The sequence below is a fragment of the Amycolatopsis sp. CA-128772 genome (assembly GCF_002904295.1).
Lineage (GTDB): Bacteria > Actinomycetota > Actinomycetes > Mycobacteriales > Pseudonocardiaceae > Amycolatopsis.
In genome coordinates this window covers 48,435-74,004 of the sequence record NZ_PPHG01000071.1, presented here as the reverse complement: position 1 = coordinate 74,004, position 25,570 = coordinate 48,435, and the positions used below count along the sequence as shown (strand labels likewise).

At 73.0% G+C, this 25,570-nt stretch carries 22 protein-coding genes; 12 read left to right on the top strand and 10 right to left on the bottom strand.

Annotated elements, in window-relative coordinates; translation table 11 throughout:
* Positions 1 to 69 precede the first annotated feature (69 nt).
* Positions 70 to 4,641, top strand: a complete 4,572-nt coding sequence (gene gltB / locus C2L59_RS25320) for a glutamate synthase large subunit (protein ID WP_103352001.1) — start codon at positions 70 to 72, stop codon at positions 4,639 to 4,641.
* Entirely contained in the window at positions 4,634 to 6,085 is a 1,452-nt protein-coding gene (locus C2L59_RS25315; RefSeq protein ID WP_103352000.1) for a glutamate synthase subunit beta, read from the top strand. The genes gltB and C2L59_RS25315 overlap by 8 nt, the downstream gene beginning before the upstream one ends.
* Before the next feature lie 58 nt (positions 6,086 to 6,143).
* On the opposite strand, the gene C2L59_RS25310 is transcribed toward C2L59_RS25315, so the two are convergent.
* Positions 6,144 to 7,016 (bottom strand): SDR family oxidoreductase, encoded by an 873-nt coding sequence (locus C2L59_RS25310; protein ID WP_103351999.1) that lies wholly within the window; start codon positions 7,014 to 7,016, stop codon positions 6,144 to 6,146.
* Between the two features lie 78 nt (positions 7,017 to 7,094).
* On the opposite strand from C2L59_RS25310, the gene C2L59_RS25305 reads away from it, so the two are divergent.
* Positions 7,095 to 7,667 carry a TetR/AcrR family transcriptional regulator gene (locus C2L59_RS25305; protein WP_103351998.1) on the top strand — a complete coding sequence of 191 codons (573 nt, stop codon included), beginning with the start codon at positions 7,095 to 7,097 and terminating at the stop codon, positions 7,665 to 7,667.
* 17 nt (positions 7,668 to 7,684) lie between these two features.
* Here C2L59_RS25305 and C2L59_RS25300 read toward each other — a convergent pair whose 3' ends face one another.
* Positions 7,685 to 8,674, bottom strand: coding sequence for a helix-turn-helix transcriptional regulator (locus C2L59_RS25300; RefSeq protein WP_103351997.1), 990 nt, complete (start codon positions 8,672 to 8,674; stop codon positions 7,685 to 7,687).
* 268 nt (positions 8,675 to 8,942) lie between these two features.
* Here C2L59_RS25300 and C2L59_RS25295 point away from each other — a divergent pair, with 268 nt between their 5' ends.
* Both C2L59_RS25295 and C2L59_RS25290 read left to right on the top strand, forming a co-directional pair.
* The gene (locus C2L59_RS25295) at positions 8,943 to 9,581 is read left to right on the top strand and encodes an RICIN domain-containing protein (RefSeq protein ID WP_103351996.1); all 639 of its coding nucleotides are present in this window, start codon (positions 8,943 to 8,945) and stop codon (positions 9,579 to 9,581) included.
* 233 nt (positions 9,582 to 9,814) lie between these two features.
* Entirely contained in the window at positions 9,815 to 11,212 is a 1,398-nt protein-coding gene (locus tag C2L59_RS25290; protein WP_103351995.1) for a Dyp-type peroxidase, read from the top strand.
* Positions 11,213 to 11,266: 54 nt separating this feature from the next.
* On the opposite strand, the gene C2L59_RS25285 is transcribed toward C2L59_RS25290, so the two are convergent.
* The gene (locus C2L59_RS25285) at positions 11,267 to 12,163 is read right to left on the bottom strand and encodes an ROK family protein (protein ID WP_103351994.1); all 897 of its coding nucleotides are present in this window, start codon (positions 12,161 to 12,163) and stop codon (positions 11,267 to 11,269) included.
* A 287-nt stretch (positions 12,164 to 12,450) separates the two neighbouring features.
* Here C2L59_RS25285 and C2L59_RS25280 point away from each other — a divergent pair, with 287 nt between their 5' ends.
* The 3 genes from C2L59_RS25280 to C2L59_RS25270 are packed head-to-tail and all read left to right on the top strand — an operon-like array spanning position 12,451 to position 14,088.
* A complete protein-coding gene (locus tag C2L59_RS25280) occupies positions 12,451 to 12,660 on the top strand; it encodes a CbtB-domain containing protein (protein WP_013228805.1) in 210 nt (69 codons plus the stop codon).
* A gap of 19 nt (positions 12,661 to 12,679) precedes the next feature.
* On the top strand, positions 12,680 to 13,435 hold the full coding sequence (locus tag C2L59_RS25275) for a CbtA family protein (RefSeq protein ID WP_103351993.1): 756 nt from the start codon (positions 12,680 to 12,682) through the stop codon (positions 13,433 to 13,435).
* A 47-nt stretch (positions 13,436 to 13,482) separates the two neighbouring features.
* Positions 13,483 to 14,088: a DUF4190 domain-containing protein gene (locus C2L59_RS25270; RefSeq protein ID WP_103351992.1), complete on the top strand. Its 606-nt coding sequence runs from the start codon at positions 13,483 to 13,485 to the stop codon at positions 14,086 to 14,088.
* Positions 14,089 to 14,302: 214 nt separating this feature from the next.
* Here C2L59_RS25270 and C2L59_RS25265 read toward each other — a convergent pair whose 3' ends face one another.
* A complete protein-coding gene (locus C2L59_RS25265) occupies positions 14,303 to 15,784 on the bottom strand; it encodes a cobyric acid synthase (protein ID WP_103351991.1) in 1,482 nt (493 codons plus the stop codon).
* Positions 15,781 to 16,704, bottom strand: coding sequence for a cobalamin biosynthesis protein (locus C2L59_RS25260; protein WP_103351990.1), 924 nt, complete (start codon positions 16,702 to 16,704; stop codon positions 15,781 to 15,783). Before C2L59_RS25260 ends, C2L59_RS25265 begins: the two co-directional genes overlap by 4 nt.
* Before the next feature lie 36 nt (positions 16,705 to 16,740).
* Here C2L59_RS25260 and C2L59_RS25255 point away from each other — a divergent pair, with 36 nt between their 5' ends.
* From C2L59_RS25255 to C2L59_RS25240, 4 genes are all read left to right on the top strand, one after another.
* A complete protein-coding gene (locus tag C2L59_RS25255; RefSeq protein ID WP_103351989.1) occupies positions 16,741 to 17,382 on the top strand; it encodes a bifunctional adenosylcobinamide kinase/adenosylcobinamide-phosphate guanylyltransferase in 642 nt (213 codons plus the stop codon).
* 13 nt (positions 17,383 to 17,395) lie between these two features.
* Positions 17,396 to 18,409, top strand: coding sequence for a nicotinate-nucleotide--dimethylbenzimidazole phosphoribosyltransferase (cobT, locus tag C2L59_RS25250; RefSeq protein ID WP_103351988.1), 1,014 nt, complete (start codon positions 17,396 to 17,398; stop codon positions 18,407 to 18,409).
* A gap of 322 nt (positions 18,410 to 18,731) precedes the next feature.
* Positions 18,732 to 19,472, top strand: a complete 741-nt coding sequence (locus tag C2L59_RS25245) for an adenosylcobinamide-GDP ribazoletransferase (protein WP_233223663.1) — start codon at positions 18,732 to 18,734, stop codon at positions 19,470 to 19,472.
* Between the two features lie 32 nt (positions 19,473 to 19,504).
* Entirely contained in the window at positions 19,505 to 20,191 is a 687-nt protein-coding gene (locus C2L59_RS25240; RefSeq protein ID WP_233223662.1) for a YafY family protein, read from the top strand.
* Here the strand turns inward: C2L59_RS25240 and C2L59_RS25235 are convergent.
* From C2L59_RS25235 to C2L59_RS25215, 5 genes are all read right to left on the bottom strand, one after another.
* The gene (locus C2L59_RS25235) at positions 20,175 to 20,531 is read right to left on the bottom strand and encodes a VOC family protein (RefSeq protein ID WP_103351987.1); all 357 of its coding nucleotides are present in this window, start codon (positions 20,529 to 20,531) and stop codon (positions 20,175 to 20,177) included. The genes C2L59_RS25240 and C2L59_RS25235 overlap by 17 nt on opposite strands.
* Before the next feature lie 85 nt (positions 20,532 to 20,616).
* On the bottom strand, positions 20,617 to 21,633 hold the full coding sequence (gene cobC, locus C2L59_RS25230; RefSeq protein ID WP_103351986.1) for an Rv2231c family pyridoxal phosphate-dependent protein CobC: 1,017 nt from the start codon (positions 21,631 to 21,633) through the stop codon (positions 20,617 to 20,619).
* Entirely contained in the window at positions 21,626 to 22,957 is a 1,332-nt protein-coding gene (locus tag C2L59_RS25225) for a cobyrinate a,c-diamide synthase (RefSeq protein ID WP_103351985.1), read from the bottom strand. Before C2L59_RS25225 ends, cobC begins: the two co-directional genes overlap by 8 nt.
* Positions 22,951 to 23,565 (bottom strand): cob(I)yrinic acid a,c-diamide adenosyltransferase, encoded by a 615-nt coding sequence (cobO, locus tag C2L59_RS25220; protein WP_103351984.1) that lies wholly within the window; start codon positions 23,563 to 23,565, stop codon positions 22,951 to 22,953. Before cobO ends, C2L59_RS25225 begins: the two co-directional genes overlap by 7 nt.
* A complete protein-coding gene (locus C2L59_RS25215) occupies positions 23,565 to 25,514 on the bottom strand; it encodes a putative cobaltochelatase (protein WP_103351983.1) in 1,950 nt (649 codons plus the stop codon). Before C2L59_RS25215 ends, cobO begins: the two co-directional genes overlap by 1 nt.
* Positions 25,515 to 25,570: the final 56 nt, after the last annotated feature.

The window sequence follows — 25,570 nt, the reverse complement described above, 5'->3', positions numbered from 1 at the left end:
ACCGGTTCAGCTTGAACCACTCGATGGAGTGAGTACCGGTCGCGCCAACGCCTTGGGAGGCGGCCAGCCGTGACCCACCGTGCCAGTTCCCTGCCCCCGTCCGGGGAGCAGCTCAGCAACGCCGAGGCCCAGGGCCTCTACCGGAGCGACTACGAACACGACGCCTGCGGTGTCGCCTTTGTCGCCGACCTGACCGGGCGCCGAGATCATGCGATCGTCGCCAAGGCCCTGGTCGCGTTGCGCAACCTGGAACACCGCGGGGCTCGTGGCGCCGAACCGGACACCGGCGACGGCGCCGGCCTGCTGATCCAGGTCCCGGACGAGTTCTTCCGCGAGGTCGTGGACTTCGAACTCCCCGAGCCGGGCACCTACGCCGTCGGCACGGCTTTCCTGCCGCAGGACGAAAAGCGCCGCGGCCGGGCCATGACGACCATCGAGCGCATCGCCGCCGAGGAGGACATGCGCGTCCTCGGCTGGCGTGAGCTGCCGGTGCACACCGAGCACTGCGGGCCGACCGCGGCCGAGACCATGCCGCACTTCACGCAGCTGTTCCTCACCGCGCGCCGCCCGAAGCCGGAGCATTCGGACCCGCTGCACATCGAGCGCAGCGCGTTCTGCGTCCGCAAGCGCGCCGAGCACGAGCTCGTCGAGGACGACGTGTACTTCCCGTCCCTGTCCTCGCGCACGATCGTCTACAAAGGAATGCTCACCGAGCCGCAGGTCGAACGCTTCTTCGCCGACCTGACCGACGAGCGCGTCACCAGCGCCATCGGCCTGGTGCACTCCCGCTTCTCCACCAACACGTTCCCGTCGTGGCCGCTGGCCCACCCGTACCGGTACGTGGCGCACAACGGCGAAATCAACACCCTGCGCGGCAACCGCAACTGGATGGACGCCCGCGAGGCGCTGCTGGAGACCGACCTGGTCCCGGGCGACCTCAAGCGGATCTACCCGGTGATCACCCGCGGCGCCAGCGACTCGGCGAGCTTCGACGAGGTCCTGGAGCTGCTGCACCTCGGCGGCCGTTCGCTGCCCCACGCCGTCCTGATGATGATCCCGGAGGCCTGGGAGAACCACCAGGAGATGGACCCGGCGCGGCGCGCGTTCTACGAGTTCCACTCGACGCTGATGGAGCCGTGGGACGGCCCGGCGCTGGTCGCCTTCACCGACGGTTCGCAGATCGGCGCGGTCCTGGACCGCAACGGCCTGCGCCCCGGCCGGTACTGGGTGACCGACGACGGCCTCGTCGTGCTCGCCTCCGAGGTCGGCGTGCTCGACATCGACCCGGCGACGATCGTCCGGAAGGGACGCCTCGAGCCCGGCCGGATGTTCCTCGTGGACACCGTCGAAGGCCGGATCATCGAGGACGAAGAGGTCAAGACCGAGCTGGCCACCGCCCACCCGTACGACGAGTGGGTCGACGCCGGTCTCGTGCACCTCGAAGACCTGCCCGAGCGCGACCGCGAGGTCCCGCTGCACGCCGCGCTCGTGCGCCGCCAGCAGGCGTTCGGCTACACCGAGGAAGAGCTCGAAGCCATCCTCGAACCGATGGCCCGCACCGGCGCGGAGCCGATCGGCTCGATGGGCAACGACTCGCCGATCGCGACGCTGTCCAGCCGGCCGCGGCTGATCTTCGACTACTTCATCCAGCTGTTCGCCCAGGTCACGAACCCGCCGCTGGACGCCATCCGCGAGGAGCTCGTCACCGCGCTCGGCACCCAGATCGGCGCCGAGCCGAACCTCCTGGACGGCAACGCGGCCAGCTGCCGCCGGATCGTGCTGCCGTTCCCGGTGCTCGACAACGACCAGTTCGCCAAGCTGGTGCACGTCAACGACGACGGCGACCTGCCGGAGTTCCAGGCGGTCACCGTGCTCGGCCGGTACAACGTGCACGGCGGCGGCGACGCGCTGATCAAGCGCCTCGACGAGATTCGCACCGAGGTGTCGGAGGCGATCGAGGACGGCGCGCGGCTGATCGTGCTGTCCGATCGCGGGGTCGACGAGCACCACGCGCCGATCCCCTCGCTGCTGCTGACCGGCGCGGTGCACCACCACCTCGTCCGCGAGAAGACGCGCACGCAGGTCGGCCTGATCGTCGAGGCCGGCGACGCGCGCGAGGTGCACCACATCGCGCTGCTGATCGGCTACGGCGTCGCCGCGGTCAACCCGTACCTGGCGATGGCGACCGTCGAGGAGATGGCCCACCAGGGCCTGATCCCCGGCGTAACGCCGAAGCAGGCGACGCAGAACCTGATCAAGGCGCTCGGGAAGGGCGTCCGCAAGACGATGTCGAAGATGGGCGTTTCGACGGTCGCGTCCTACACCGGCGCACAGATTTTCGAAGCGATCGGGCTCGGCGAAGAGGTCATCGAGAACTGCTTCACCGGCACGACGTCCCGCCTCGGCGGCGTCGGCTTCGAGACGCTCGCCGACGAGGTCGCGAAGCGGCACAAGTACGCGTTCCCGGCCGACGGCGTCCGGGCCGCCCACCGCGAGCTGGAGACCGGCGCGGACTACCAGTGGCGGCGCGAAGGCGAGCCGCACCTGTTCAACCCGCAGACGGTGTTCAAGCTCCAGCACTCCACGCGGGCCGGGAAGTACGAGGTCTTCAAGGAGTACACGAAGGCCGTCGACGACCAGGCCGAGAAGCTGCTGACGCTGCGCGGCCTGTTCGACTTCAAGTACGGCAAGCGTGCCCCGGTGCCGATCGAGGAGGTCGAGCCGGTCTCGGAGATCGTCAAGCGGTTCGCCACCGGCGCCATCTCCTACGGCTCGATCTCCATGGAGATGCACCAGACCCTGGCCATCGCGATGAACCGCCTCGGCGGCAAGTCGAACACCGGTGAGGGCGGCGAAGACCCGGAGCGGCTCTACGATCCCGAGCGGCGCTCCGCGGTCAAGCAGGTCGCGTCCGGCCGGTTCGGCGTCACGAGCGAGTACCTCGTCAACGCCGACGACATCCAGATCAAGATGGCGCAGGGCGCGAAGCCCGGCGAGGGCGGGCAGCTGCCCGGCGCGAAGGTGTACCCGTGGATCGCGAAGACGCGGTTCTCGACGCCGGGTGTCGGCCTGATTTCGCCGCCGCCGCACCACGACATCTATTCGATCGAGGACCTCGCCCAGCTGATCCACGACCTCAAGAACGCCAACCCGAACGCGCGCATCCACGTCAAGCTCGTGTCCGAGGTCGGTGTCGGCACGGTCGCGGCGGGCGTCTCCAAGGCGCACGCCGACGTCGTGCTCATCTCGGGTCACGACGGCGGGACGGGTGCGTCGCCGCTGTCGTCCATCAAGCACGCCGGTGGCCCGTGGGAGCTCGGCCTGGCCGAGACGCAGCAGACGCTGCTGGCCAACCGGCTGCGCGACCGGATCGTCGTGCAGACCGACGGCCAGCTCAAGACCGGCCGGGACGTCATCATCGCGGCGCTGCTCGGCGCCGAGGAGTTCGGCTTCGCGACCGCGCCGCTGGTCGTGTCGGGCTGCATCATGATGCGCGTCTGCCACCTGGACACGTGTCCCGTGGGCGTCGCGACGCAGAACCCGAAGCTGCGCGAGAAGTTCAGCGGCAAGGCCGAGTACGTCGTCAACTTCTTCGAGTTCATCGCCCAGGAAGTGCGCGAGTACCTGGCGGAGCTGGGTTTCCGGTCGATCGCCGAGGCCGTCGGGCACGCCGAGTTCCTCGACAAGCGCAAGGCGATCGAGCACTGGAAGGCGGCCGGGCTCGACCTGTCGCCGATCTTCCACGTGCCGGAGATGGCCCCGGCCGGCCTGCGGCTGCAGCAGACGCTGCAGGACCACGGCCTCGAGAAGGCCCTGGACAACACGCTGATCCAGCTCGCCGAGGGTGCCCTGAACTCGGGCGACAAGGTGCGGCTGGAACTCCCCGTCCGCAACGTGAACCGGACCGTCGGCACCATGCTCGGGTCCGAGCTGACCAAGCGGTGGGGCGGCGAAGGCCTGCCGGACGACACCATCGACGTCACCTTCACCGGGACCGCGGGCCAGTCGTTCGGCGCGTTCGTGCCCAAGGGCATCACGCTGCGGCTCTACGGCGACGGCAACGACTACGTCGGCAAGGGCCTCTCCGGCGGCCGGCTGATCGTGCGGCCGCCGAAGGACGTTTCCTACGTCGCCGAGGAGCAGATCATCGCGGGCAACGTCATCGCCTACGGCGCGACGAGCGGCGAGATCTTCATCCGCGGCAAGGTCGGCGAGCGGTTCTGCGTGCGCAACTCGGGCGCGCTGGCCGTCGTCGAAGGCGTCGGCGACCACGGCGGCGAGTACATGACCGGCGGCCGGATGGTCGTGCTCGGCCCGATCGGGCGCAACTTCGCGGCCGGCATGTCCGGCGGCATCGCCTACGTGCTGGACCTGCCCGCGCACCGCGTCAACCCGGAGATGGTCGACCTCGACCCGCTCGACTCCGAGGACGCGGACTTCCTGCGCGAGACCCTGGAAAAGCACTACGACGAAACGGAATCCGCGGTCGCGCGGGAACTGCTGGCCGACTGGGACGCGGGCATGGACCGCTTCGGGAAGGTCATGCCGAAGGACTACAAGCGCGTGCTCGCCGCCCAGGTGCAGGCCGAGCGCGACGGGCGCGACGTGAACGAGGCGATCATGGAGGCCGCACATGGCTGACCCCAAGGGCTTTCTGACCACCACCCGCGAAGAGCCGAAGCGGCGTCCGGTCGATCTCCGGCTGATGGACTGGCGAGAGGTCTACGAGGACTTCGCCACGACGAAGCTGCAGAAGCAGGCCGGCCGCTGCATGGACTGCGGCATCCCGTTCTGCCACCAGGGCTGCCCGCTCGGGAACCTCATCCCCGAGTGGAACACGCTGACCTGGCGCGAGGACTGGCAGCAGGCCATCGAGCGGCTGCACGCGACCAACAACTTCCCGGAGTTCACCGGGACGCTGTGCCCGGCGCCCTGCGAGACGGCGTGCGTGCTCGGGATCAACGACGACCCGGTCACGATCAAGCGGGTCGAGATCTCGATCATCGACCGGGCCTTCGACGAGGGCTGGGTGACCCCGCAGCTGCCGGTCGCCCTGACGGGCAAGAAGGTCGCGGTCGTCGGGTCCGGCCCGTCGGGCCTGGCCGCGGCACAGCAGCTCACGCGCGCGGGCCACAGCGTCGTGGTCCTCGAGCGGGCCGACAAGATCGGCGGGCTGCTGCGCTACGGCATCCCCGAGTTCAAGATGGAGAAGTCCCGCCTCGACCGGCGCCTCGACCAGATGCGCGCCGAGGGGACGGAGTTCCGGACGTCGGTGAACGTCGGCGTGGACGTTTCGGCCGCCGAGCTGACTTCGTCCTACGACGCCGTGGTGCTGGCCGGCGGCGCGACCGACTGGCGCGACCTGCCGATCCCCGGCCGGGAGCTCGACGGCATCCACCAGGCGATGGAGTTCCTGCCGCCGGCCAACCGGGTCGCTTCGGGCGAGCTTTCCGAGTCGCCTTACTCCGCTGCGGGCCTCGACGTCGTGGTGATCGGCGGCGGCGACACGGGCGCGGACTGCGTCGGGACGTCGCACCGCCAGGGCGCGCGTTCGGTGACGCAGCTGGAGATCATGCCCAAGCCGCCGGAGCTGCGCTCGGACGCCCATCCGTGGCCGACGTACCCGATGATCTACCGGGTGTCCTCGGCGCACGAAGAGGGCGGCGAGCGGCTCTACGCAGTGAACACGCAGGAGTTCCTGGGTGACTCCGACGGCCGCGTCCGGGCGCTGAAGCTGGTCGAGGTCCGCAACGAGGGCGGCAAGTTCGTCCCCGTGGAAGGCTCCGAGCGCGAGCTGCCGGCCCAGCTCGTCCTGCTGGCGATGGGCTTCCTCGGACCGCAGAAGCAGGGCCTGCTCGAGGACCTGGGCGTCGAGCTGGACGCGCGCGGCAACGTGGCCCGCGACAAGGCGTTCAAGACGAGCCTGGACAACGTGTTCGTGGCCGGCGACATGGGCCGCGGCCAGTCCCTGATCGTCTGGGCGATCGCCGAGGGCCGCAGCGCCGCAGCCGGCGTCGACGCCTACCTGACCGGCCGCGACGTCCTGCCCCGCCCGATCGCGCCGACGGACCGGCCGATCGCGTAGGACCCGGCGCCGGCGGAGGTGTCACTGTCGCCACCTCCGCCGGCGCTGTACCACTTTCTCAGTCGTAGTAACCCTTTTCCAGGTCGTCGAGCAGGCCGGGCCGGGTGGGGCGCCAGCCGAGCAGCCGCTGGGTCCGCTCGCTGGAGGCCGGCTGGTCGAACGCCAGGATCCCGCCGAGGAACCCGAGCTCCTCGGCGGCCACGGACGTGACCGGCAGGTCGAGCCGGCGCCCCGCCACCTCGGCGACGTCGCGGATCCGCACCCCCTCGTCGCCCACCGCGTGCAGCACCGCGCCCGCCGGGGCCTCCTCCAGCGCCACGCGGAACAGGTGCGCGGCGTCCAGGACGTGCACCGCGGGCCAGCGCTGCGTGCCGTCGCCGACGTACGCGGCGATGCCCTTCTCACGCCCGAGGGCGATCAGGTGCGCGACGAGCCCGTGGGCGTCGCCTTCGCCGTGGACCGAGCGCGGCAGCCGCACGAGGGACGCGCGCACCCCGCGCTCCGCCGTCTGCAGGACGGCCCGGGCGATGTCCGCGCGGCCGGCCACCGGGCCCGCGAAGACGGCGGGATCGTCCTCGGTGGCTGCGCGCCCGGGCACCATCGGCGTCCCCGAGGCGGCGACGAACCGCTTCCCGCCCAGCACCGCCCCCAGTGCGGCCACCGCGGCCGCGTCGGTCCGGATCGCGTCGTCCAGCCGGCTGAAGTCGTGCCCGAAGGCCAGGTGGACGACGCCATCGGCGCCGTTCGCGCCTTCTTCCAGGACGCCGAGGTCGGTGAGGTCGCCGCGGAGCACGCCGGCCCCGAGGGCGGCGACGGTCGCGGCGGCTTCGTCCGACCTCGCCAGCCCGACGACCTCGTGACCCGCGCCGACGAGTTCGGGCACGAGGGCCCGGCCGATCCAGCCGGACGCGCCGGTGACGAACACACGCATGAGAGCCTCCTTATGACACTTGGTGCCATAAGCCTAGCACCGTGATGACACCGGGTGTCACCCCCTAGGCTGGGGGGCATGAGCCGCTGGGAGCCGAACACGCGCGAGCGACTGCTGGACGCCGCGCTGGAGCTGTTCGGCGAGCACGGGTACGACAACGTGACGGTCGCCGAGATCGCCGAGCGGGCCGGCCTGACCAAGCGGACGTTCTTCCGTCACTTCCCGGACAAGCGCGAGGTCCTCTTCGCGGGCCAGGAGCTGCTGAGCCGGATCCTGGCCGACGCCGTCACGGCGGCGCCCGCGTCCGCGACCCCGGCCGAAGCGGTCGGGTCGGCCCTGGCGGCCGCGGCGGCGGAGTTCGGGCCGGAGCGGCAGGAGCGTGGCCGCCGGGTCCAGGCCGTGGTGGCGGACCACCGCGACCTGCGGGAGCGCGGCCTCCTCAAGCGCGCGACGCTCACGGCCGCGATGGCGGGGGCGCTGCGCGAGCGCGGGGTACCGGACCCGGCGGCGGGACTGGCCGCGGAGATCGGCGGGCTGGCGTTCTGGACGGCGTTCGCGCGGTGGACCGAGCCGGGGGTCGAGCGGGACTTCGCGGCGCTGGCGGCCGAGGCGCTGGCGGAGTTCCTGGCGGCGACGGCCACCCTGGGTTGACTGTCCTCAAGGGACACTCAACCCTCCAGGAGAGCGCTTCCCAGCGGGGTCAGCGAATGCAGCACCGTGTTCCGCTCGCGGTGCGTGATGATCAGCCCGGCCCGCCGCAGCACCGCGGTGTGCTTGCTGACCGCCGACGGCGTCACCCCCAGCCGGGCCGCCAGCTCCGACGTCGAACACCCCACCGCCAGCGTCGCCAGCGCCGTCGCCCGGGTCGGCCCGAGCAGGTCCGCCAGCGCGTTCCCCGACGCCTTCCGGGCGCTCGGCCCCGCGAGCCCCGCGGGGTGGGTGACCTGGCGGACGCAGGGGTAGTGCAGCCGGGGCGTCCCTCCCGGGAACGGCGGGACGAGCGCCGGCCCCACCGAAAAGTACGTCGGGACCAGCAGCAGCCCGGTCCCTTCCGACGGGAGCGTCCCGGCGATGCGGTCGTCGGTCTCCAGGACCGGTGCCGCCCACCGCACCTTCGGCCGCAGGCCGGTCAGCAGCGCGTCGACCCCGCCGTGGAGCAGCACCTGCGTGCGCATCCCGAGGTCGGCGTCCACCTGGGCGCACACGACGTCCCAGCACGAGGTGAGGGCGAGGTCGTGGTAGTCCTGCAACGCCTGCGCCAGCCGGGGCAGGCCCGCCGGGTCGCCGTCGGCCAGGGCGGCCGCCCAGGCCGGGAGATCGCGGCCGGCCGGAGCCGTGCGCAACGCCGTCTTCAGGGCAACCGGCTCGACGTCGAGCACCGCGGCGAGCCCGGACTCCAGGTCGTAGCGCCCCGCCGCGGGCAGCAGGAACGCCGGGACCGGCGCGTCCGGGCGGCACAGCCACATCAGCACCGACGCCGATTCCGGCAGGCCCTGCCAGACCCGGTGGCGCCACCGGTTGAACGCCGCCGACGCCGCGTTGCGGCCGCCGTCGCGGCGCTGCAGGACCTGCAGGCTCGCCGTCAGCTCGCCCATCGGATCGGCCGCCGCCGCGAGCCCGACGCGGATCAGGTCCGGCACCGTCAGTTCGATCCGCAACCGTCCCCCCCGGGTGTCTGCCCGTCCATCGGCACCCGATCTCGTTCCGTTACAGCGCTGACCTGCGTTCTGTCGTCTCCGGGAAATGACCTCGACGACGACGGAAACGCCCTGAATGATGGGCGGAGAGACCGCTTTCGGGGGTTTGACGGTCTCGACGAGGGGGATTCGCCGGCACCACCACGCGCCGGGTCCACAGTGGCCCGGGGCCGGTTGCCGCCTGCGTTCTCCCGTTGTCGTCACTGGTGAAGCGACGAGAAGGGGAACCATGACGAAGATGAAGCGCCTGATGGTGACGGTCGCCGCGGCGGCGGGCCTGTTCGGGCTGGTCGCCGTTCCGCAGGCCGGCGCGGCGCAGACCGAAGGCAAGGGAACCGACGTGCCCGTGCAGACGCTCGCCGGGGGGATCAAGCTGCGGCCGGCGAAGGTGGGGGCCGCGCACCGGTCCACCGCCGGGGTCGCGGGCGCCCAGGTCGCCGAGGCCGACGCGTACCTGATCGAGTCGGCCGCGTTCGGCCGCTGCTGGGACGCGGACCTGAACACGATCAACGCCAACGGCACCATCATGGCGCTGTGGGACTGCAACGTGTACGCCGCGAACCAGGCGTTCTACATCACCCGGAACCCGGAGGGCTACCTCCGCTTCCAGAACGTGCAGAGCGGCCGGTACCTCGAGGCCGACCTGACCACGATCGGCAAGAACGGCACGAAGGTCCAGCTGTGGGACTACAGCCCGGGCGGCAAGAACCAGTGGTGGCTCGACACCGTCAACCCGGAGGGCTACCTGCGGCTGCAGAACCCCGCCAGCAACCGCTACCTGACCGGTGAGGGCCAGGTCGGTGGCAACGGCACGCGGATGCAGCTGTGGGACTTCATGGCGGGCGCCAAGTCGCAGTGGTGGTTCTGATCCGTTACGGCGAGTGAAACGCGGGCCCCGGCCGGGGCCCGCGTTTTGCTTTCCCAGGCGAAACATTTCGCGCTCAACTTAATCTTTCGTGTGAACCCGGCCGGCGGGTGGCACTCCCCGCCCTCCGCACGGCATTCTGTGGTCAGGGGACCCGGTCGGCCGAGGGGGGAATTTCCGGTCGGCCGGGTGCCCGCCGAGAGGCGGGCTTTTTTTCACACGGGAGGGGACCCGGAATGAGTGTCGATCTGTCCACCACGCTGGCCTGGACCACTGCGAGCGGTGACGCCGCCACGATGCTCGGCGAACTGCAGCCGAACATCCTCAAGGCCCACGTCCGCGACCACCTGTCCGCTTTGTTCCTCGCGTTCGGGGACGCGGCGGAGGCGCGGGCCTTCCTGGTCTCGGTCACCGGGAAGATGAAGTCCGCCAAGGACCACCTCGACGAGGTGGGCACGTTCAAGGCCGGAGGCGCGGCGGGGACGCCGTACGTCGGCGTCGGGCTCACCGCGGCCGGCTACCGTGCGCTGGGCGTCGAGAACATCCCGCCGGACGAGGCGTTCCTGCGCGGGATGACGGACCCGGCGACGCGGCGGAAGCTGAACGACCCGCCGCGTTCGACGTTCGATCCGAGCTACCACGGGGAAATCCACGCCGTCGTGCTCGTCGGCGACGCCACCGACAAAGCGGCGACAGCCCGACGCAACGAGATCCTCGGCCTGCTGCCGGACTCGGCGGCGGTGCTCGCCGAGGAGACCGGGCTGGGCCGGGTCAACGCGCGCGGCGAAGGCATCGAGCACTTCGGGTACGTCGACGGCCGGAGCCAGCCGTTGTTCCTGACCGAAGACGTCGACGCGGAAAAGAACAACACCGACGGCGTCAACGTGTGGAACCCGGCGGCGCCGCTCGACCAGGTGCTGGTTCCCGACACCGCGGCGCCGGATCCCGGCGTGCATTTCGGCAGCTATTTCGTTTTCCGCAAACTGGAGCAGAACGTCCGGCGGTTCAAGCAGGCGGAGGCGGATCTGGCCGACGCGCTCGGCCTAACCGGCGACGACCGCGAGCGGGCCGGGGCGATGCTCATCGGCCGCTTCGAGGACGGCACGCCGCTGACCACCCAGCGGGAAGACGGCGCGGAAAGCCCGGTGTCCAACAACTTCACCTACGACAGCGACCGCGACGGGCTGAAGTGCCCGTTCCAGGCGCACATCCGCAAGACGAACCCGCGCGGCTCCGGCGGCGCCGAGCAGCCGGACGGCGAGCGGCGGCACCTGATGGCCCGCCGCGGCGTCACCTACGGGGAGCGACCGGACGACCCGAACGCCGACGTGCCGCCCGCGGCCCGGCCGAGCGGCGGGGTCGGGCTGCTGTTCATGGCCTTCAATTCCGTGCTGGACAACCAGTTCGAGTTCACCCAGGCGCTCTGGGCGGACAACCCGGGCTTCCCGCGGGTCAACGGCGTCACGCCGGGCCTGGACCCGGTGATCGGCCAGGGCGAGCGCGCGGCGTCGGACTACACCGTGGACTGGGGCGGCTCGGCGCAGCGGACGGCCGAGCCGGTCCCCCAGGCGGTGACCGTGCGGGGCGGCGAGTACTTCTTCATGCCGTCGCTGGCGTTCCTGCGTTCACTCTGATCCCGGGGGGGGGACGGAGGCCACCACCGGTCCGCCCGGTGGTGGCCTCCGGCGTCAGTTCCCCAGCAGGTCGAACGCGAGCAGCCCGGCGCCGAGGCGCCCGGCTTCGTCGCCCAGCTCGGCGATCCGCAGTTCCGGCATCTTCTGGAACGTCAGGTGCGCGGCCAGCCACTCCCGCACCGGCTCCAGCACGTAGTCGGCCGCGGTGAAGAGGCCGCCGCCGAGCACGATCACCTCCGGGCCGAGCAGCGTCAGCAGCGTCCGGATCCCGTGGCCGAGCCCGTCGAGAGCGTCCTGGACCACGGTGACCGCGACCTCGTCGCCGCGGCGGGCCAGCTCGACGACCTCGCGGGCGCCGTCGGCCGGGCGGCCGGTGCGCTCGGTGTAGCGGCGGGCGATCGCGGCCGCCGACGAGATGGCCTCCAGGCAGCCGGTCGCGCCGCAGCCGCACCGGCCCGGGTGGCCGACGTCGATGTGCCCGACCTCGCCGGCCTGGCCGTGCGCGCGGTGGATCCGGCCGTCGAGCAGCAGCGCGGCGGCGATCCCGGTGCCGACCGGGATGAACGCCGCGTTCGTCGCGCCCCGGCCCGCGCCGACCCGGAACTCGGCGATGCCGCCCGCGGTGACGTCGTGGCCGAACGCGACCGGCAGCCCGAGCCGGTCCTCCAGCAGCTCGCCGAAGGGGACCTCGCGCCAGTCGAGGTTGGCCGAGAAGTGGCAGACGCGGGTCTGCTCGTCGACGATCCCCGGCACCACCACCCCGACCGCCGCCGGCTGCCCGGTGCCCGCCTGCTCGGCGAGCGCGGCCACGATGTCCGCGGTCTGCGCGGCCAGCGCCGTCCCGTCCGCGCCGCGCGCCGTCTCCGCGCGCAGCGCCGCCTTGGGCTGCAGCTGCTCGTCGAGCAACGCGGCCTTGATCGTCGTCCCGCCCACGTCCAGGGCGGCCACCATTCGAGTCACCGCGGCATTGTCACATTTGAGGCTTATTCTGGTCAGGCCGCCGCGCCCCCCACGCAGGTCGCGAGGCATCACGGATGCCATGCGGCGGCCGACGGCTGAATAAGCCTCATTGACGGGGCCGGAACGGCGGACCTACGCTCAACCGGCCAGACGAGGAGATTCCGGAACGCGGTGCAAGTCCGCGCGGTCGCGCCACTGTGACCCCCGCCAGGGGGAAGCCAGACCCGGACCCTCGTGACCGACCCCGATGAGGCCGCGAAAGCCCGAGGAGGCCACTCATGACCCAGACGGCAGCTCCCGCCGTTCCGCTCCCGATCCGCATCCCGATCCGTGAGATCGTGCCGTGGGCGGTGTTCGTGGTGCTCCTCGCGCTGATCGCGCTCTACTTCGTGAGCGCCGAGCAGGGCGCCACGGCGGTGTTCGCGAACTCCTACGTCCACGAGTTCGTGCACGACGGCCGGCACCTGCTGGCCTTCCCCTGCCACTGATCGGCGGGCACGCACTCCCATGATGAAGACCTTGCTGGTCCGCGGCATGCTCGCGGGCCTGATCGCCGGTGTGCTTGCGTTCGGGTTCGCCTACGCCTTCGGTGAGCCGTCGGTGAACGCGGCCATCGGCCTCGAAGAATCCGGCGGCGGCCACTCGCATTCCCACGACGCTTCGGCTCCTGCGCCTGCCGAAGACCACGAAGAGGAGCTCGTCCCCCGCGACATCCAGAGCACCCTCGGCCTGCTGACCGGCGTGCTCGTGTACGGCGTCGCGATCGGCGGGCTGTTGTCGCTGGCCTTCGCGTTCGCCCAAGGCCGGCTGGGCACCCTGCGCCCCCGGCTGACGGCGCTGCTCCTGACGGCGGGCGCGTTCGCCGTGGTGTTCCTGGTGCCGTTCCTGAAGTACCCGGCCAACCCGCCCGCGGTGGGCCAGCCGGGCACGATCGGTTCCCGGACGGAGCTGTACTTCGGGTTCGTCGCGGTCTCGCTGCTGGTCGGCATCCTCGCCACGGTGTCCGGCCGCAAGCTGGCGGACCGAGTGGGCGCGTGGAACGGCTTCCTCCTGGCAGCGGCGGGCTACCTGGTCGTGATCGGCGTGGTGGCCTGGCTGCTGCCGTCGGTCGACGAGGTCCCGGCGACGTTCCCGGGCTCGACGCTGTGGAGCTTCCGCACGGCCTCGGTCGGCACCCAGGCGACGCTGTGGCTGGCCCTGGGCCTGACGTTCGGCGCGTTCGCGGAGAAGGCCCTGAACCGGCGGACGGCCGTCGCCGTCTGACCGAATCGTTAGCTCGCCGGGCCGGGGCGTCCCCCTACGCTTTTCCCATGGGGGAATCGACGACCGGGCCCGGCAAGCGGGACGGGTACGCGACCGCATCGCTGGTCACCGGGGTGCTGGGGTGCTTCGGGGTCACGGCGGTGCTGGGCATGGTGTTCGGCATCGCGGCGCTGGCCCGGATCCGCCGGACCGGCGACCGCGGCCGTGCCTGGGCGATCGGCGGCATAGCCGCGGGCGTGGCCTGGGCGGTGGCGTTGCCGATCGTGAGCACGGTGTGGTTCTTCGCGGCGTTGAGCGCCTCGAACGCACCGATCGCGGCCATGGAGGTCGAGAACTGCTACGACAAGGCCTTCCCCGGCCGCGACGCGGTCCGGGTGCCGTGCGCGGGCGAGCACGACGGCGTGGTCTTCGACGCGTTCACGGTGGCGAGCCCCCAGACGCCGTACCCGGGCGACCCCGAAGCCGCGGCCGAGGTCGACCGCAGCTGCCAGGACCGCCTGTCCACCCGCTTCGGCGGCGGCTTCGAGATCCCGCAGTCACTGGTGCTCGTCGGGTACGCACCGGACGAGCAGGCGTGGTCGGCCGGAGCACGTATCGGAACGTGCGGACTGGAAGGACGCTCCGGCCGGCTCACCGGTCCGTTGCCCCGCTGAGGCGGGCCGCGGGGCCGGCTGCGGCTTCGCGCGGGGCCGGCTGCGGCTTCGCGCGGGCGGCAGGGCCGGAGCCGGCCGGAGCATTGGCTCGCCACTCCGGCCCGCGGGTGGCAGGGCCGGAGCATTGCCTCGCCACTCCGGCCCCGCGGGTGGCAGGGCCGAAGCATTGCCTCGCCACTCCGACCCTCGCCCCGGCGCTCTTCCCCTGACCGCGTTACGGCGCGCCCGGCGGCACGAACGGCAGGTCCGGTGGTGCACCGCGCTCCAGCAGCGTCGCCAGCGTCGCCGTGTCGAGGTGCTCGTCCACCGCGTCCGCCAGCTTGTCCAGCATCTCTTCGCGCAGCTCGCCGAAGCCCGGCGCGCCCGGGGCCGGGGTCCACGCGACCCCCGCCTGCGTCGCCGCCTCCGTGAGCCACGCGCGGCGGAAAGCGTCGTTCTCGAACGCTCCGTGCCACATCGTGCCCCACACCGCGCCCGCGCGGGCACCGTCCAGAAAGGACTTGTCCGGGTCCGTCGTGGTCACCGAGCCGTGGTGGATCTCGTAGGCGTCCACCCGGTGGCCGCGCCACGTTCCCGATGGCCGGGCCAGCACCTTCTCCGCCGCGAACGTCACCTTCCCCGGTAGCAACCCCATGCCGGGCACCGCCCCCGCGCCGGACTCGATCTCGTCCACAATGGACTCGGTGAGCATCTGGTAGCCCCCGCAGATGCCCAGGACCGGGCGCCCGGCCGCCGCGCGGGCCGCCAGCGCCGTGTCGAGGCCGCGGTCGCGCAGCCAGGTCAGGTCGGCCACCGTGGCGCGGGATCCCGGCAGCACCACCACGTCCGCCGCCGCGACCACGTCGGGGTCGGCCGTCAGCGTCACCGTGACCCCGGGTTCCGCGGCCAGCGCGTCGACGTCGGTGGCGTTGGACGCGCGCGGGAACCGGACGACCGCCACGCCGAGCCCGCCGCCGTGCGTCTCGCGGCGCCACCCCGCCGCCGCGAGGGCGTCCTCCGAGTCGATCCACACGCGGTCGAGCCACGGCAGCACGCCCAGCACCGGCCGTCCGGTCACCTTTTCGAGGCTGTCCAGGCCCGGGCGCAGCAGCCCGACGTCGCCGCGGAACTTGTTGACCACCCAGCCCGCGACCAGCGCCTGGTCCTCGGCCGACAGCAGCGCGAGGGTGCCGAACATCGCCGCCAGCACACCGCCGCGGTCGATGTCGCCGACGACCAGCACCGGCAGCCCGAACCGCCGCGCGAGCCCCATGTTGACGTAGTCGCCGCCGCGCAGGTTGATCTCCGCCGGGCTTCCCGCGCCTTCGCAGACGACGACGTCGTAGCGCGAGCTGAGGTCGGCGAAGGCGCCGAAGGCGATCTCGGCCAGCCCGGCGCGCCCGGTGGCGTACTCCCCCGCTTCGAGGGTGCCGAACGGCTTCCCGAGCGCGACGACGTGGCTGCGCCGGTCGCTGCCCGGCTTGAGCAGCACCGGGTTCATCGCCGCCTCGGGTTCGGCGCCGGCGGCGCGGGCCTGCACCCACTGGGCGCGGCCGATCTCGGCGCCGTCGGCGCAGACCATCGAGTTGTTGGACATGTTCTGCGCCTTGAACGGCGCAACGCGCACGCCCCGGCGCGCCAGCCAGCGGCAGATCCCGGCGGTGACCAGGCTCTTCCCGGCGTCGGACGTCGTCCCCGCGACGAGCAGGCCGGTCACCGGGCCGCCACCGCCGCCAGCGCGACCGCGGCGGCCCCGACCCGGCGCGACAACCGCACCGCACGCCGCAGATCGAGCGGTTCCGGCTCGCGCCCGTCCCCGAGCCGTGCCCGGCTCTCGACCTCGCCGCCGTAGCTGTTCGTCCCGCCGAGCCGGACGTCCAGCGCACCCGCGAAGGCGGCCTCCACCTGGCCGGCGTTCGGGCTGGGGTGCCGTCCACCGTCGCGACGCCACGTCCGCCAGGCCTCCCGCGCCCGGCCGCCGGCGGACAGCACCGTGAGGGCGGCGCCGATCCGCGACGGCGCCAGGTTGACGACGTCGTCGGCCCGCGCCGCGGCCCAGCCGAAGCGGCGGTAGCGCGGCGAGCGGTAGCCGACCATGGCGTCGAGCGTGTTGAGCGCGCGGTAGCCGAGGAGACCCGGGATCCCGGCGACGGCGCCCCAGAACAACGGCGCGACGACGGCGTCCGACGTGTTTTCGGCGATCGACTCGGTGGCCGCGCGGGTCAGCTCGGCGGAGTCGAGCGTCGTCGCGTCGCGGGCGCAGAGGTGCGAGAGCCGCTGACGCGCTTCGGGTACTTCGCCCGCTTCGAGCAGCCGCGCCATTTCGGCGCCTTCGGCGGCGAGGCCGCGGCCGCCGAGCACGACCCACGTACAGACAGCGGTGGCCGCGAAGCGCGCGAAGGGACGTCGCCGCGTCGCCGCCTGAAGGGCTACGCCGAGGCCGACAGCGCCGAACGTGCACAACGCCGCGTACGCGACTCCGCGCGGCTTCGAGTCGGCCCACAGACGGTGTTCCAGACGAGCCGCGGCTGTACCGAACAGGGCGACCGGATGCCCCGTTCGGGGGTCACCGAACAGAGCGTCGGCACCATATCCGGTCACGAGTCCGGCCGCGCTTGTCCCTAGACGGAGTGGCACGTGGCGCACGGTAGCGCGTGCACCACAATGCCGGGTATGACTGTGTCCGATGCCGCCTCCGCTGGAACACGTTCGTCGGCGCGGCTGACCCACCGGCTCGCCGGGTACCTAGAGACCCTGGCACGCGCCCTCCGCCGGTACGGGCGCGACGAAGGCAAGGTGCTGGTCCTCGGCGGCGTCCGTTCGGGGAAGTCACGGCACGCCGAGCGGCTGGTCGCCCACCACGCGCGCCTCGTCTACGTCGCACCCGGCCTGCCCGCGGGCGAGGACGATCCCGAATGGGCCGCGCGGGTGGCCGCGCACCAGGCCCGGCGGCCGGCGAACTGGAAGACCGTCGAGACCACGGACCTCGCGGGCATCCTCCGGAGCGCGACCGAGCCGCTGCTGATCGACTGCCTCGGCACGTGGCTGTCCCGCGTGCTGGACGACGTCGGCGCGTGGCAGCAGAAGCCGGGCTGGGAGCACCGGCTGGACGACCGGCTCGAGGACTTCCTCGCCGCGTGGGCCGCGGCGCGGGTGCCGGTGGTCGCGGTCAGCAACGAGGTCGGCAGCGGTGTGGTGCCCGCAACGTCGTCCGGACGGCTGTTCCGTGATGTGCTGGGCGCACTCAACAACCGGGTGTCCGCCGACGCCGACCGGGTCGTGCTGGTCGTCGCGGGCCGGGCGCTCGACCTGTAGCCAGGAGGCGCCCGTGTTCAACGTACCCGTGCCCGACCCTGCCGCCCGCACCGCCGCCCTGGAGCGGCTCGACGGCCTGGTCAAGCCGCTCGGCGCGCTGGGCAGGCTGGAGGAGATCGCCGCCTGGCTGTCCGCGGCCCACGGGAGCGTCCCGCCACGCCCCCTGGACGACGTCCGCGTGGTCGTCTTCGCCGGCGACCACGGCGTCTCGGCGCTCTCGGCGTACCCGCGCGAAGTGACGGCGGCGATGGTGCGGGTGTTCCTGGCCGGCAAGAGCGGCGTCAACGTCCTGGCCGCCCAGGTCGGCGCCCGGGTACGGGTCGCCGACCTCGGCGTCGACTGGGACGGCGCGGACGTTCCGCCGGAGGTCACGGCGCACAAGATCCGCCGCGGCTCGGGCTCGATCGACGTCGAGGACGCGTTGCTCCCGGGCGAAGCCCAGGCGGCGTTCGAGGCGGGCCGGGCGATCGCGCTCGAGGAGCGCGAAACGGACGTGCTGATCCCGGGCGACATGGGCATCGGCAACACGGCGATGTGCGCGGCCCTGGTGGCAGCATCCCTGGGCCTCCCGGCGGCGGAGGTGGTCGGCACGGGCACCGGAGTCGACGCGGCGGGCCTCGATCGCAAGACGGCCGCGGTGGCGGCGGCCCTGACCCGGGCGGAGGGCCGAACGGAGGACCCGTTCGAGCGCCTGACGGCCCTGGGCAGCGCCTGCGTGGCGGCCACGGCGGGCTTCCTGGTCCAGGCGGCGGTCCTGGGCATCCCGGTACTGCTGGACGGCGTGTTTTCCGGCGCGGCGGCCTTGGTGGCGCGCGACGTCGCACCGGGAGCGGAGCAGTGGTGGCTGGCCGGCCACCGATCGACGGAACCCTCGCAGGCGTTCGCGCTGAAGGCGCTCGGCCTGGAGCCGATCCTGGACCTCGGGCTCCGCCTCGGCGAGGGCAGCGGCGCGGTCCAGGCCGTCCCGACCTTGCGGGCGGCCCGCGCCATCCTGGCCGACATGGGCCTGCTGGCCGATCTGGCATGAGGGCAGGCCGCAGCGCCGGCTTGCGCCGGTCGCGCATCCGGTACCGCGGGCGGTCGCGCGAGGGCGCGCCGCTGCCCGGCCACCCGCAGCGGAACAGCTGGGGCCGGCGCGACCCGGCGGACGGCCCGCGCCATCCTCACCGACATGGGCGTACCGGCATGAGGCCAGGCCGCAGCGCCGGACCGCGCCAACCGCGCACCCGGTACCGCCGGCCGTCGCGCGAGGGCGCGCCGCTGCCCGGCCACCCGCAGCCGAGCAGCTGCGGGCGGCGCCACGACCGTGCCGCCCCGGCTCCTTTCCCCTGCGCTGTGGACGGGCCGGCATGAGCCGCTGGCTCGACTCCGCGCGGATGGCCGTCGGGACGTTGACCACCGTCCGCGTTCCGGCGCCCCGTGTCATCGATCGGCGGGTTGCCGGCGGGGCCATGCTGCTTGCGCCGCTGGCCGCGCTTCCCCTGGCCGTGGCCGCCGGGCTCGTCGTCGCCGCCGGCCGGACGCTTGACGTTCCGGCCCTCGCCGCCGCGGCTGTTGCCCTCGGGGCCGTTGCGCTCGGCAGCCGGGGGCTGCACCTCGACGGGCTCGCCGATACCGCCGACGGCCTGGGTGCCTCCTACGACCGCGGCAAAGCCCTCGACGTCATGCGCCGCGGCGACTCCGGGCCCACCGGTGTTGCCACTCTCGTTCTCGTCCTCCTCGTCCAGGTCGGCGCGCTCGCCGCCGCCAACCCCTTCACGGCCGCTGCCGCCGTCCTCATCGGGCGGTGCACGCTCTCGATGGCGTGCGCACGCGGTGTTCCCTCGGCCCGGCCCGAAGGGCTCGGCGCCACCGTCGCCGGGTCGGTTCCGCGCGTCGCCGCGGTTGCCGTCGGGGTGGCCGCCGCCGGGCTCGCCACCCTGCTTCCCGGCGTCCCGTGGTGGCGCGGGCCGCTCGCCGTGCTCCTCGCCTACGCCACCGCCGGCGCCCTCCTCCTCAGGTGCACCCAACGCCTAGGGGGCGTCACCGGCGACGTCCTCGGCGCGGGTGTCGAAGCCGCCGTCGCGGCCGCGCTGCTCGCGCTCGCCTGAAACTGTCGTACCTCCCTCCTACAGTCGGCCACGTGAACCGGACCGATCGTCTCTACGCCCTTGTCGAAGAACTGCGGGCCGTCGCGCCCCGGCCGCGGAGTGCGCGGTGGCTGGCGAGCCGGTTCGAGGTCAGCACGCGCACCGTCGAACGGGACATCGGCGCGCTGCAGGAGTCCGGCGTGCCCATCTACGCCGAACCCGGCCGCACCGGCGGCTACTGCCTCGACAAGGCCCACACCATGCCGCCGGTCAACCTGACGGCCGCCGAAGCGGTCGCCATGGCCCTCGCGCTGAGGCACCTCGACGGCACCCCCTTCCGGGCGGAAGGGCGCTCGGCGCTGCGCAAGCTCGTCGCCGCGATGCGGCAGGAGGACGCCGCCATGGCCCGTGACCTCGCCGCCAGCATCCACCTGCTCGGCGACGGCCCCATCCCGCCGATGCCGCAGGTGCTGGGCATCCGCCGGGTCCTGCGCATCCGGTACGCCGACCGCGACGGCACCGTCACCCGCCGCGAGATCGAGCCGCTGGGCTACGTCGGCAAGCCGGACCACTGGTACCTCATCGCCTGGTGCCGGCTGCGCAAGGCGATCCGGGCGTTCCGCACCGACCGGATCGCCTCGTTCTCCGTGACCGCCGAGGTGGCCCCGCTCCGCCGGCTGCGGCCCGAGGACCTCGACATCCCGTACGGCGACGCCGAGCCGCTCACCTTGGCGGGGTGAACACCGAGAAGTGGTTGCCCGCCGGGTCCCGCAGGTGGGCGAACGCCACCCCGACGGGGTTCACCGCCGGCGGCCGCAGCACGGTGCCCCCGGCCGCCTCGGCCCGGCTGCAGGCGGCTTCGACGTCCTCGACGAGGACGGTGAAGACCGCGTAGTTCTCCGCGCCGGTGGACAGGCCGCCGCGTGAGCCGCCGGTGTTGATCACGCGGTAGGCCGAGTCGGTGCTCGCCGATTCGTCCTGCGCAACAGTCCAGCCGAAGACCTCGCCGTAGAACCGTTCGGCGGCCGCCGGGTCGGTGGTGCCGATCTCGAACCAGGCGACGTCGTTGAATCCGGGCATGGTGGTGGTCCTTTCGCTGCCTCGCCGGGCGTTTCCCGGTCTCCGCCCACTCTCGGCGACGGCAGCGACAACCCCCTGTCGGTGTTTACCGGATTTCTTCCAACGCGGCGAGGAACGCATCCGTCGTCGAGCGGTCGCGCACCGCGAGACGCAGGTGATCCGGCCCCAGCCCGGGGAACGTGTCCCCGCGGCGCACCGCGTAACCCACCTCGCGCAGCCGCTCGCGAACCACCGCCCCGTCAGGGACGCGGACCAGCACGAACGGGCCACGCGGGTCGCCCAGGACGTCGACACCCGCCGCCGCCAAGCCGGACACCAGGTACTCGCGGTCGGCTTCGGCCAGCACCGCCAGCTTCTCCGCCTCCTCCAAAGCGGACGGACGGCAGCACGCCACCGTCGCCACCCCGGCCAGTGTCGACACCGACCACGGCACCTGCACCGCCCGCAGCCGCTCGACGATGTCCGCCGGGGCGAGCACGTATCCGGCCCGCAACCCGGCCAGCCCCCACGTCTTCGTCAGGCTGCGCAGCACGACGACACCCGGGTGCCCGGCGGCCAGGCTCTCCGCCTCGCCGGGAACCGCGTCGAGGAACGCCTCGTCGACCACCAGCAGCCGGCCGGGTCGCGCCAGCGAGCGCACGACGGAAGCCGGGTGCAGCACCGACGTCGGATTGGTCGGGTTGCCCACGAACACGAGGTCCGCGTCGGAGGGCACCAGCGCCGGGTCGAGCACGAATCCGTCCACTTCGGACAGGATTACCCGCTCGACCGCGTGCCCGGCAGCGCGCAGTGCGGCCTCCGGCTCGGTGAACTGCGGGTGCACGACCACCGCCCGCCGCGGCCGCAGCGCCGACGCCAGCAGCGTGAACGCCTCCGCGGCCCCCGCCGTGACCAGGACTTCCTCCACCGGCCGGCCGTGCCGCGCGGCCACCGCGCGCACCGCGTCCACAGAGGACGGGTAGGCGGCCAGCGAGTCCACAGCGGACACCAGCTCCGCCCGCAGCCACGCCGGCGGCCGCGGCAGCCGGACGTTGACCGCCAGGTCCACCAGCCCCGGCCCGACTTCGCGGTCGCCGTGGTGGTGCAGGTCGTAGTCAGCCATGAGCCCGGACCCGCGCGGCGAACCGGTGAGCCAGCTCGGGGTACCCGGCCCAGTGGACGTGCAGGTAGGACGCGTGCAGCGTCGGCGACGCGAACCCGTCCAGCTGCCGGTCCCAGCCCCAGGCGGCCGAGGCGCCGTGCGACGGCGTCACCTCGGTGCGGTGGAATTCGTGCCCGGTGACGCGCTGCCCGGCCACGGCCAGGACGTTGTCCTCGACGGCGACCGCGCGCCGGTAGCCGAGCTTGCCGCGGGCGGTCATCTTCGCGTCCGCGGGCACCGCACCGACCATCGGCACACCGTCCAGGGACTGGCAGAGGTACAGCAACCCGGCGCATTCGGCACTCACCGGCATCCCGCGTTCGATCGCCGAAGCGACCTCCGCGCGCAACGCCGTGTTCGCCGACAGCTCGGCCGCGTGCACCTCCGGGAACCCGCCGCCGAAGTACAGCCCGGCGCAGCCCTCGGGCAACGCTTCGTCGCGCAGCGGGTCGACGTCCACGACGTCGACCCCGCAAGCGGCCAAGAGCTCGACGTTTTCGGTGTAGCGGAAGGTGAAGGCCGCGCCACCGGCCGCCGCGACCGTCACCCGCGGACCGTCCACACCGGACGGTTCCCAGGCCGGGGCCGAAAGCCGCGGAGCGGCCGACGCGATCCGGACGATCGCCTCGATGTCGACGCCCTCGCGCACCCACGCGGCGAGCGCGGGCAGCACGTGCTGCGCCTCGGTGGCCCGCTCCGCCGCCGGCACGAGCCCGAGGTGCCGGCTCGGCGCGTGGATCTCTTCGTTGCGGTACAAGGCACCCAGCAGCGGGACGCCGGTGGCTTCCAGCGCGGACGCGATCTCGTCGCGGTGCCGCTGCGAGCCGAGCTTGTTGAGGATGACCCCGGCGAGCCGCACGCGGTTGTCGTAGTGCGCGAAGCCGAGCACGGTCGCGGCGACGCTGCGCGAGGCGGCCGAAGCATCGACGACCAGCACCACCGGCGCGTCCAACACCCGGGCCACGTGCGCGGTCGAGGCGTACCCTTCGGTGCCGAGCGCCCCGTCGAACAGGCCCATCACGCCTTCGATCACGGCGATGTCGGCGCCGTGAGAACCGTGCCGCAGCAAGGGAACCAGCCGGTCCTCGCCCTGCAGGAAGGGATCCAGGTTGCGCGCCGGCCGTCCGGTGGCGAGCGCGTGGTAGCCCGGATCGATGAAGTCCGGCCCGACCTTGTGCCCCGACACGCGGTGCCCGGCCGCCTTCAGCGCCGCCATCAGCCCGGCGGCGATCGTGGTCTTGCCGTGCCCGGAACCGGGCGCGGCGACGACCACCCGCGCTACCACTCGATCCCCCGCTGACCCTTCTGGCCGGCGTCCATCGGGTGCTTGACCTTGGTCATCTCGGCGACCAGGTCGGCGGCCTCGACGAGCTCCGGCGGCGCGTACCGGCCGGTGATGACGACGTGCTGGTGCCCCGGCCGCGAGACCAAAGTGGACACCACGTCGTCGACTTCGAGCCAGCCCCACTTCAGCAGGTAGGAAAACTCGTCGAGGACGTAGAAGCCGTGCGTCTCGGCCGCGAGGCGGCGCTTGATCTCCGCCCAGCCCTCGCGCGCGTTTTCGGCGTGGTCCTCCTCGGTGCCGGACTTGCGCGCCCAGCTCCAGCCTTCGCCCATCTTGTGCCACTCGACCGGGCCGCCCTGGCCGGTGTCGTCGTGCAGCTTCCCCAGCGCCTTGAACGCGGCTTCCTCGCCGACGCGCCACTTCGCCGACTTGACGAACTGGAACACGCCGATCGACCAGCCCTGGTTCCAGGCGCGCAACGCCATCCCGAACGCGGCGGTCGACTTGCCCTTCATCTCGCCGGTGTGCACGGCGAGCAGCGGCCGGTTGCGGCGCTGGCGGGTGGTCAGGCCGTCGTTCGGGACGGCGTCCGGTTTGCCCTGCGGCATCAGGCGGCCCTTCCGGTGCGGGCGCGGACGGCGTCCGCCAGCGATCCGGCGGCGACGTCGGCGAGGGGGACGTGGTCCGCGCCGAGGTGGGCGGCGAGCTCGGCGGCCAGCCCGAGCCGCATTTTGCCGCTCTCGCAGTCCATCACGACGGCCGTGACGCCGGTCAGGAGCCCGGCCGCGGCCTGGGCGCGCGCGACGGCGTCCGGGCCGCTGGTGGCTCGCCCGTCGGTCACGACGACCAGCAGGGGACGGCGCCGCGGGTCGCGGATCTCCTCGACCCGCAGCACGCGCGCCGCCTCCAGCAGCCCCTCGGCCAGCGGCGTGCGGCCGCCGGTCGGCAGGCCTTCCAGGCGCGACGCGGCGGCGTCGACGCTGATCGTCGGCGGCAGCGCGAGTTCGGCCGCGGCGCCGCGGAAGGTGACGAGCCCGACCTTGTCGCGGCGCTGGTAGGCGTCGAGCAGCAGGGACAGCACCGCGGACTTCACCTCGCGCATGCGGGCCTTGGCGCCCATCGAGCCGGACGCGTCCACGCAGAACAGCACGAGGTTGCCTTCGCGGCCTTCGCGCAGCGCGTACCGCAGGTCTTCCGGGCGCAGCTTCAGGCCGGCGCCGTCGCGGCCGCGGGCTTTCTGGTGCGGCGCCGCGGCTTTGACGGTCGCGACCAGGTGCGGCCGTCCTTCGTGGACACTCGGGGGCTGGACGCCGATGGTCCGGCCGCTGTCGGTGATCGCGCGCGACCGGCGGCCGCGCTCGCCTTCGCCCATGCCCTTCACGCGGAAAACGCGGGCCTTGAACGTCTCGCCGGCGCCGACGGTCTTCTGCTGCCCGCCCGCGTCCTGCTGCGACTGGCCCTGCGGCGCGCTTTCGCTGCCCTGCGGCGGTTCGGGCGCCTCCGGCGGCGGCGACCCCGAACCGGGACCGTCGTCCTCGGGCCCCGGGTCCGGTTGCGCGTCCTGCAGGGCCTGCTCCAGCTGCTCTTCCGAGATACCGGGGGCGTCGAACGGGTTGCGGCGGCGCCGGTGCGGCAGCGCGAGCCGGGCGGCGACGCGGACGTCGTCGGTGGTCACCTCGTCGCGGCCGGCCCAGGCCGCGTGCGCGACCGCGGTCCGGGCGGTGACGATGTCCGCGCGCATGCCGTCGACCTCGAAGGACGCGCAGATTTCGGCGATCTGGCGCAGCGCGTCGTCGGGGAGCTTGACGGCGGGCAGGAGCCGTTGCGCCGCTTCGATGTCCGCGGCGAGCTGGGCGTCTTCGTCCGCGTACTGCGCGGCGAAGGCGTCCGGATCGGCTTCGTAGGCCAGGCGGCGGCGGACGACCTCGACGCGCTGCTCCGGGTCGCGGCTGGAGGCGACCTCGACGGTCAGCCCGAACCGGTCCAGCAGCTGCGGCCGCAGTTCGCCCTCCTCGGGGTTCATGGTGCCGATCAGCACGAACCGCGCCGCGTGCGACACCGAAACGCCCTCGCGTTCCACGGTCGCGCGGCCCATCGCGGCGGCGTCCAGGAGCGTGTCGACGAGGTGGTCGTGCAGCAGGTTGACCTCGTCGACGTAGAGCAGCCCGCGGTGCGCGGCGGCCAGCAGGCCCGGCTGGAAGTCCGTGACGCCTTCGGCGAGCGCGCGTTCCAGGTGCAGGCTGCCGATCACGCGGTCTTCGGCCGCGCCGACGGGGAGTTCGACCAGCTTCGCCGGCCGCCGGTGGCTCTTCGCGCCGTCGTGCGGGCCGTCCGGGCAGCGCGGGTCGGGAGCCGCGGGGTCGCAGGAAAACCGGCAGCCGTCGACGACGTCGACCCCGGGCAGCAGACCGGCCAGCGCGCGGACCATGGTCGACTTCGCCGTGCCCTTCTCGCCGCGCACCAGCACCCCGCCGACGGCGGGGGAAATCGACGAGAGGACCAGCGCCAGGCGCAGGTCGGGCAGCCCGACGACGGCGGTGAACGGGTACGGCTTCAACAGCGCTCCTCCAGCTCGGCGACCGGCCGATCATCGCACAGCGCCCGGCTCGCTTA

What these genes read in the sequence shown, in the direction of transcription:
- C2L59_RS25315 (WP_103352000.1), top strand. Translation starts at nt 4,634, where the DNA reads ATGGCTGACCCCAAGGGCTTTCTGACCACCACCCGCGAAGAGCCGAAG.
- C2L59_RS25310 (WP_103351999.1), bottom strand. Translation starts at nt 7,016, where the DNA reads ATGCGTGTGTTCGTCACCGGCGCGTCCGGCTGGATCGGCCGGGCCCTC.
- C2L59_RS25305 (WP_103351998.1), top strand. Translation starts at nt 7,095, where the DNA reads ATGAGCCGCTGGGAGCCGAACACGCGCGAGCGACTGCTGGACGCCGCG.
- C2L59_RS25295 (WP_103351996.1), top strand. Translation starts at nt 8,943, where the DNA reads ATGACGAAGATGAAGCGCCTGATGGTGACGGTCGCCGCGGCGGCGGGC.
- C2L59_RS25290 (WP_103351995.1), top strand. Translation starts at nt 9,815, where the DNA reads ATGAGTGTCGATCTGTCCACCACGCTGGCCTGGACCACTGCGAGCGGT.
- C2L59_RS25285 (WP_103351994.1), bottom strand. Translation starts at nt 12,163, where the DNA reads ATGGTGGCCGCCCTGGACGTGGGCGGGACGACGATCAAGGCCGCGTTG.
- C2L59_RS25280 (WP_013228805.1), top strand. Translation starts at nt 12,451, where the DNA reads ATGACCCAGACGGCAGCTCCCGCCGTTCCGCTCCCGATCCGCATCCCG.
- C2L59_RS25275 (WP_103351993.1), top strand. Translation starts at nt 12,680, where the DNA reads ATGATGAAGACCTTGCTGGTCCGCGGCATGCTCGCGGGCCTGATCGCC.
- C2L59_RS25270 (WP_103351992.1), top strand. Translation starts at nt 13,483, where the DNA reads ATGGGGGAATCGACGACCGGGCCCGGCAAGCGGGACGGGTACGCGACC.
- C2L59_RS25255 (WP_103351989.1), top strand. Translation starts at nt 16,741, where the DNA reads ATGACTGTGTCCGATGCCGCCTCCGCTGGAACACGTTCGTCGGCGCGG.
- C2L59_RS25245 (WP_233223663.1), top strand. Translation starts at nt 18,732, where the DNA reads ATGAGCCGCTGGCTCGACTCCGCGCGGATGGCCGTCGGGACGTTGACC.
- C2L59_RS25235 (WP_103351987.1), bottom strand. Translation starts at nt 20,531, where the DNA reads ATGCCCGGATTCAACGACGTCGCCTGGTTCGAGATCGGCACCACCGAC.
- cobC (WP_103351986.1), bottom strand. Translation starts at nt 21,633, where the DNA reads ATGGCTGACTACGACCTGCACCACCACGGCGACCGCGAAGTCGGGCCG.
- cobO (WP_103351984.1), bottom strand. Translation starts at nt 23,565, where the DNA reads ATGCCGCAGGGCAAACCGGACGCCGTCCCGAACGACGGCCTGACCACC.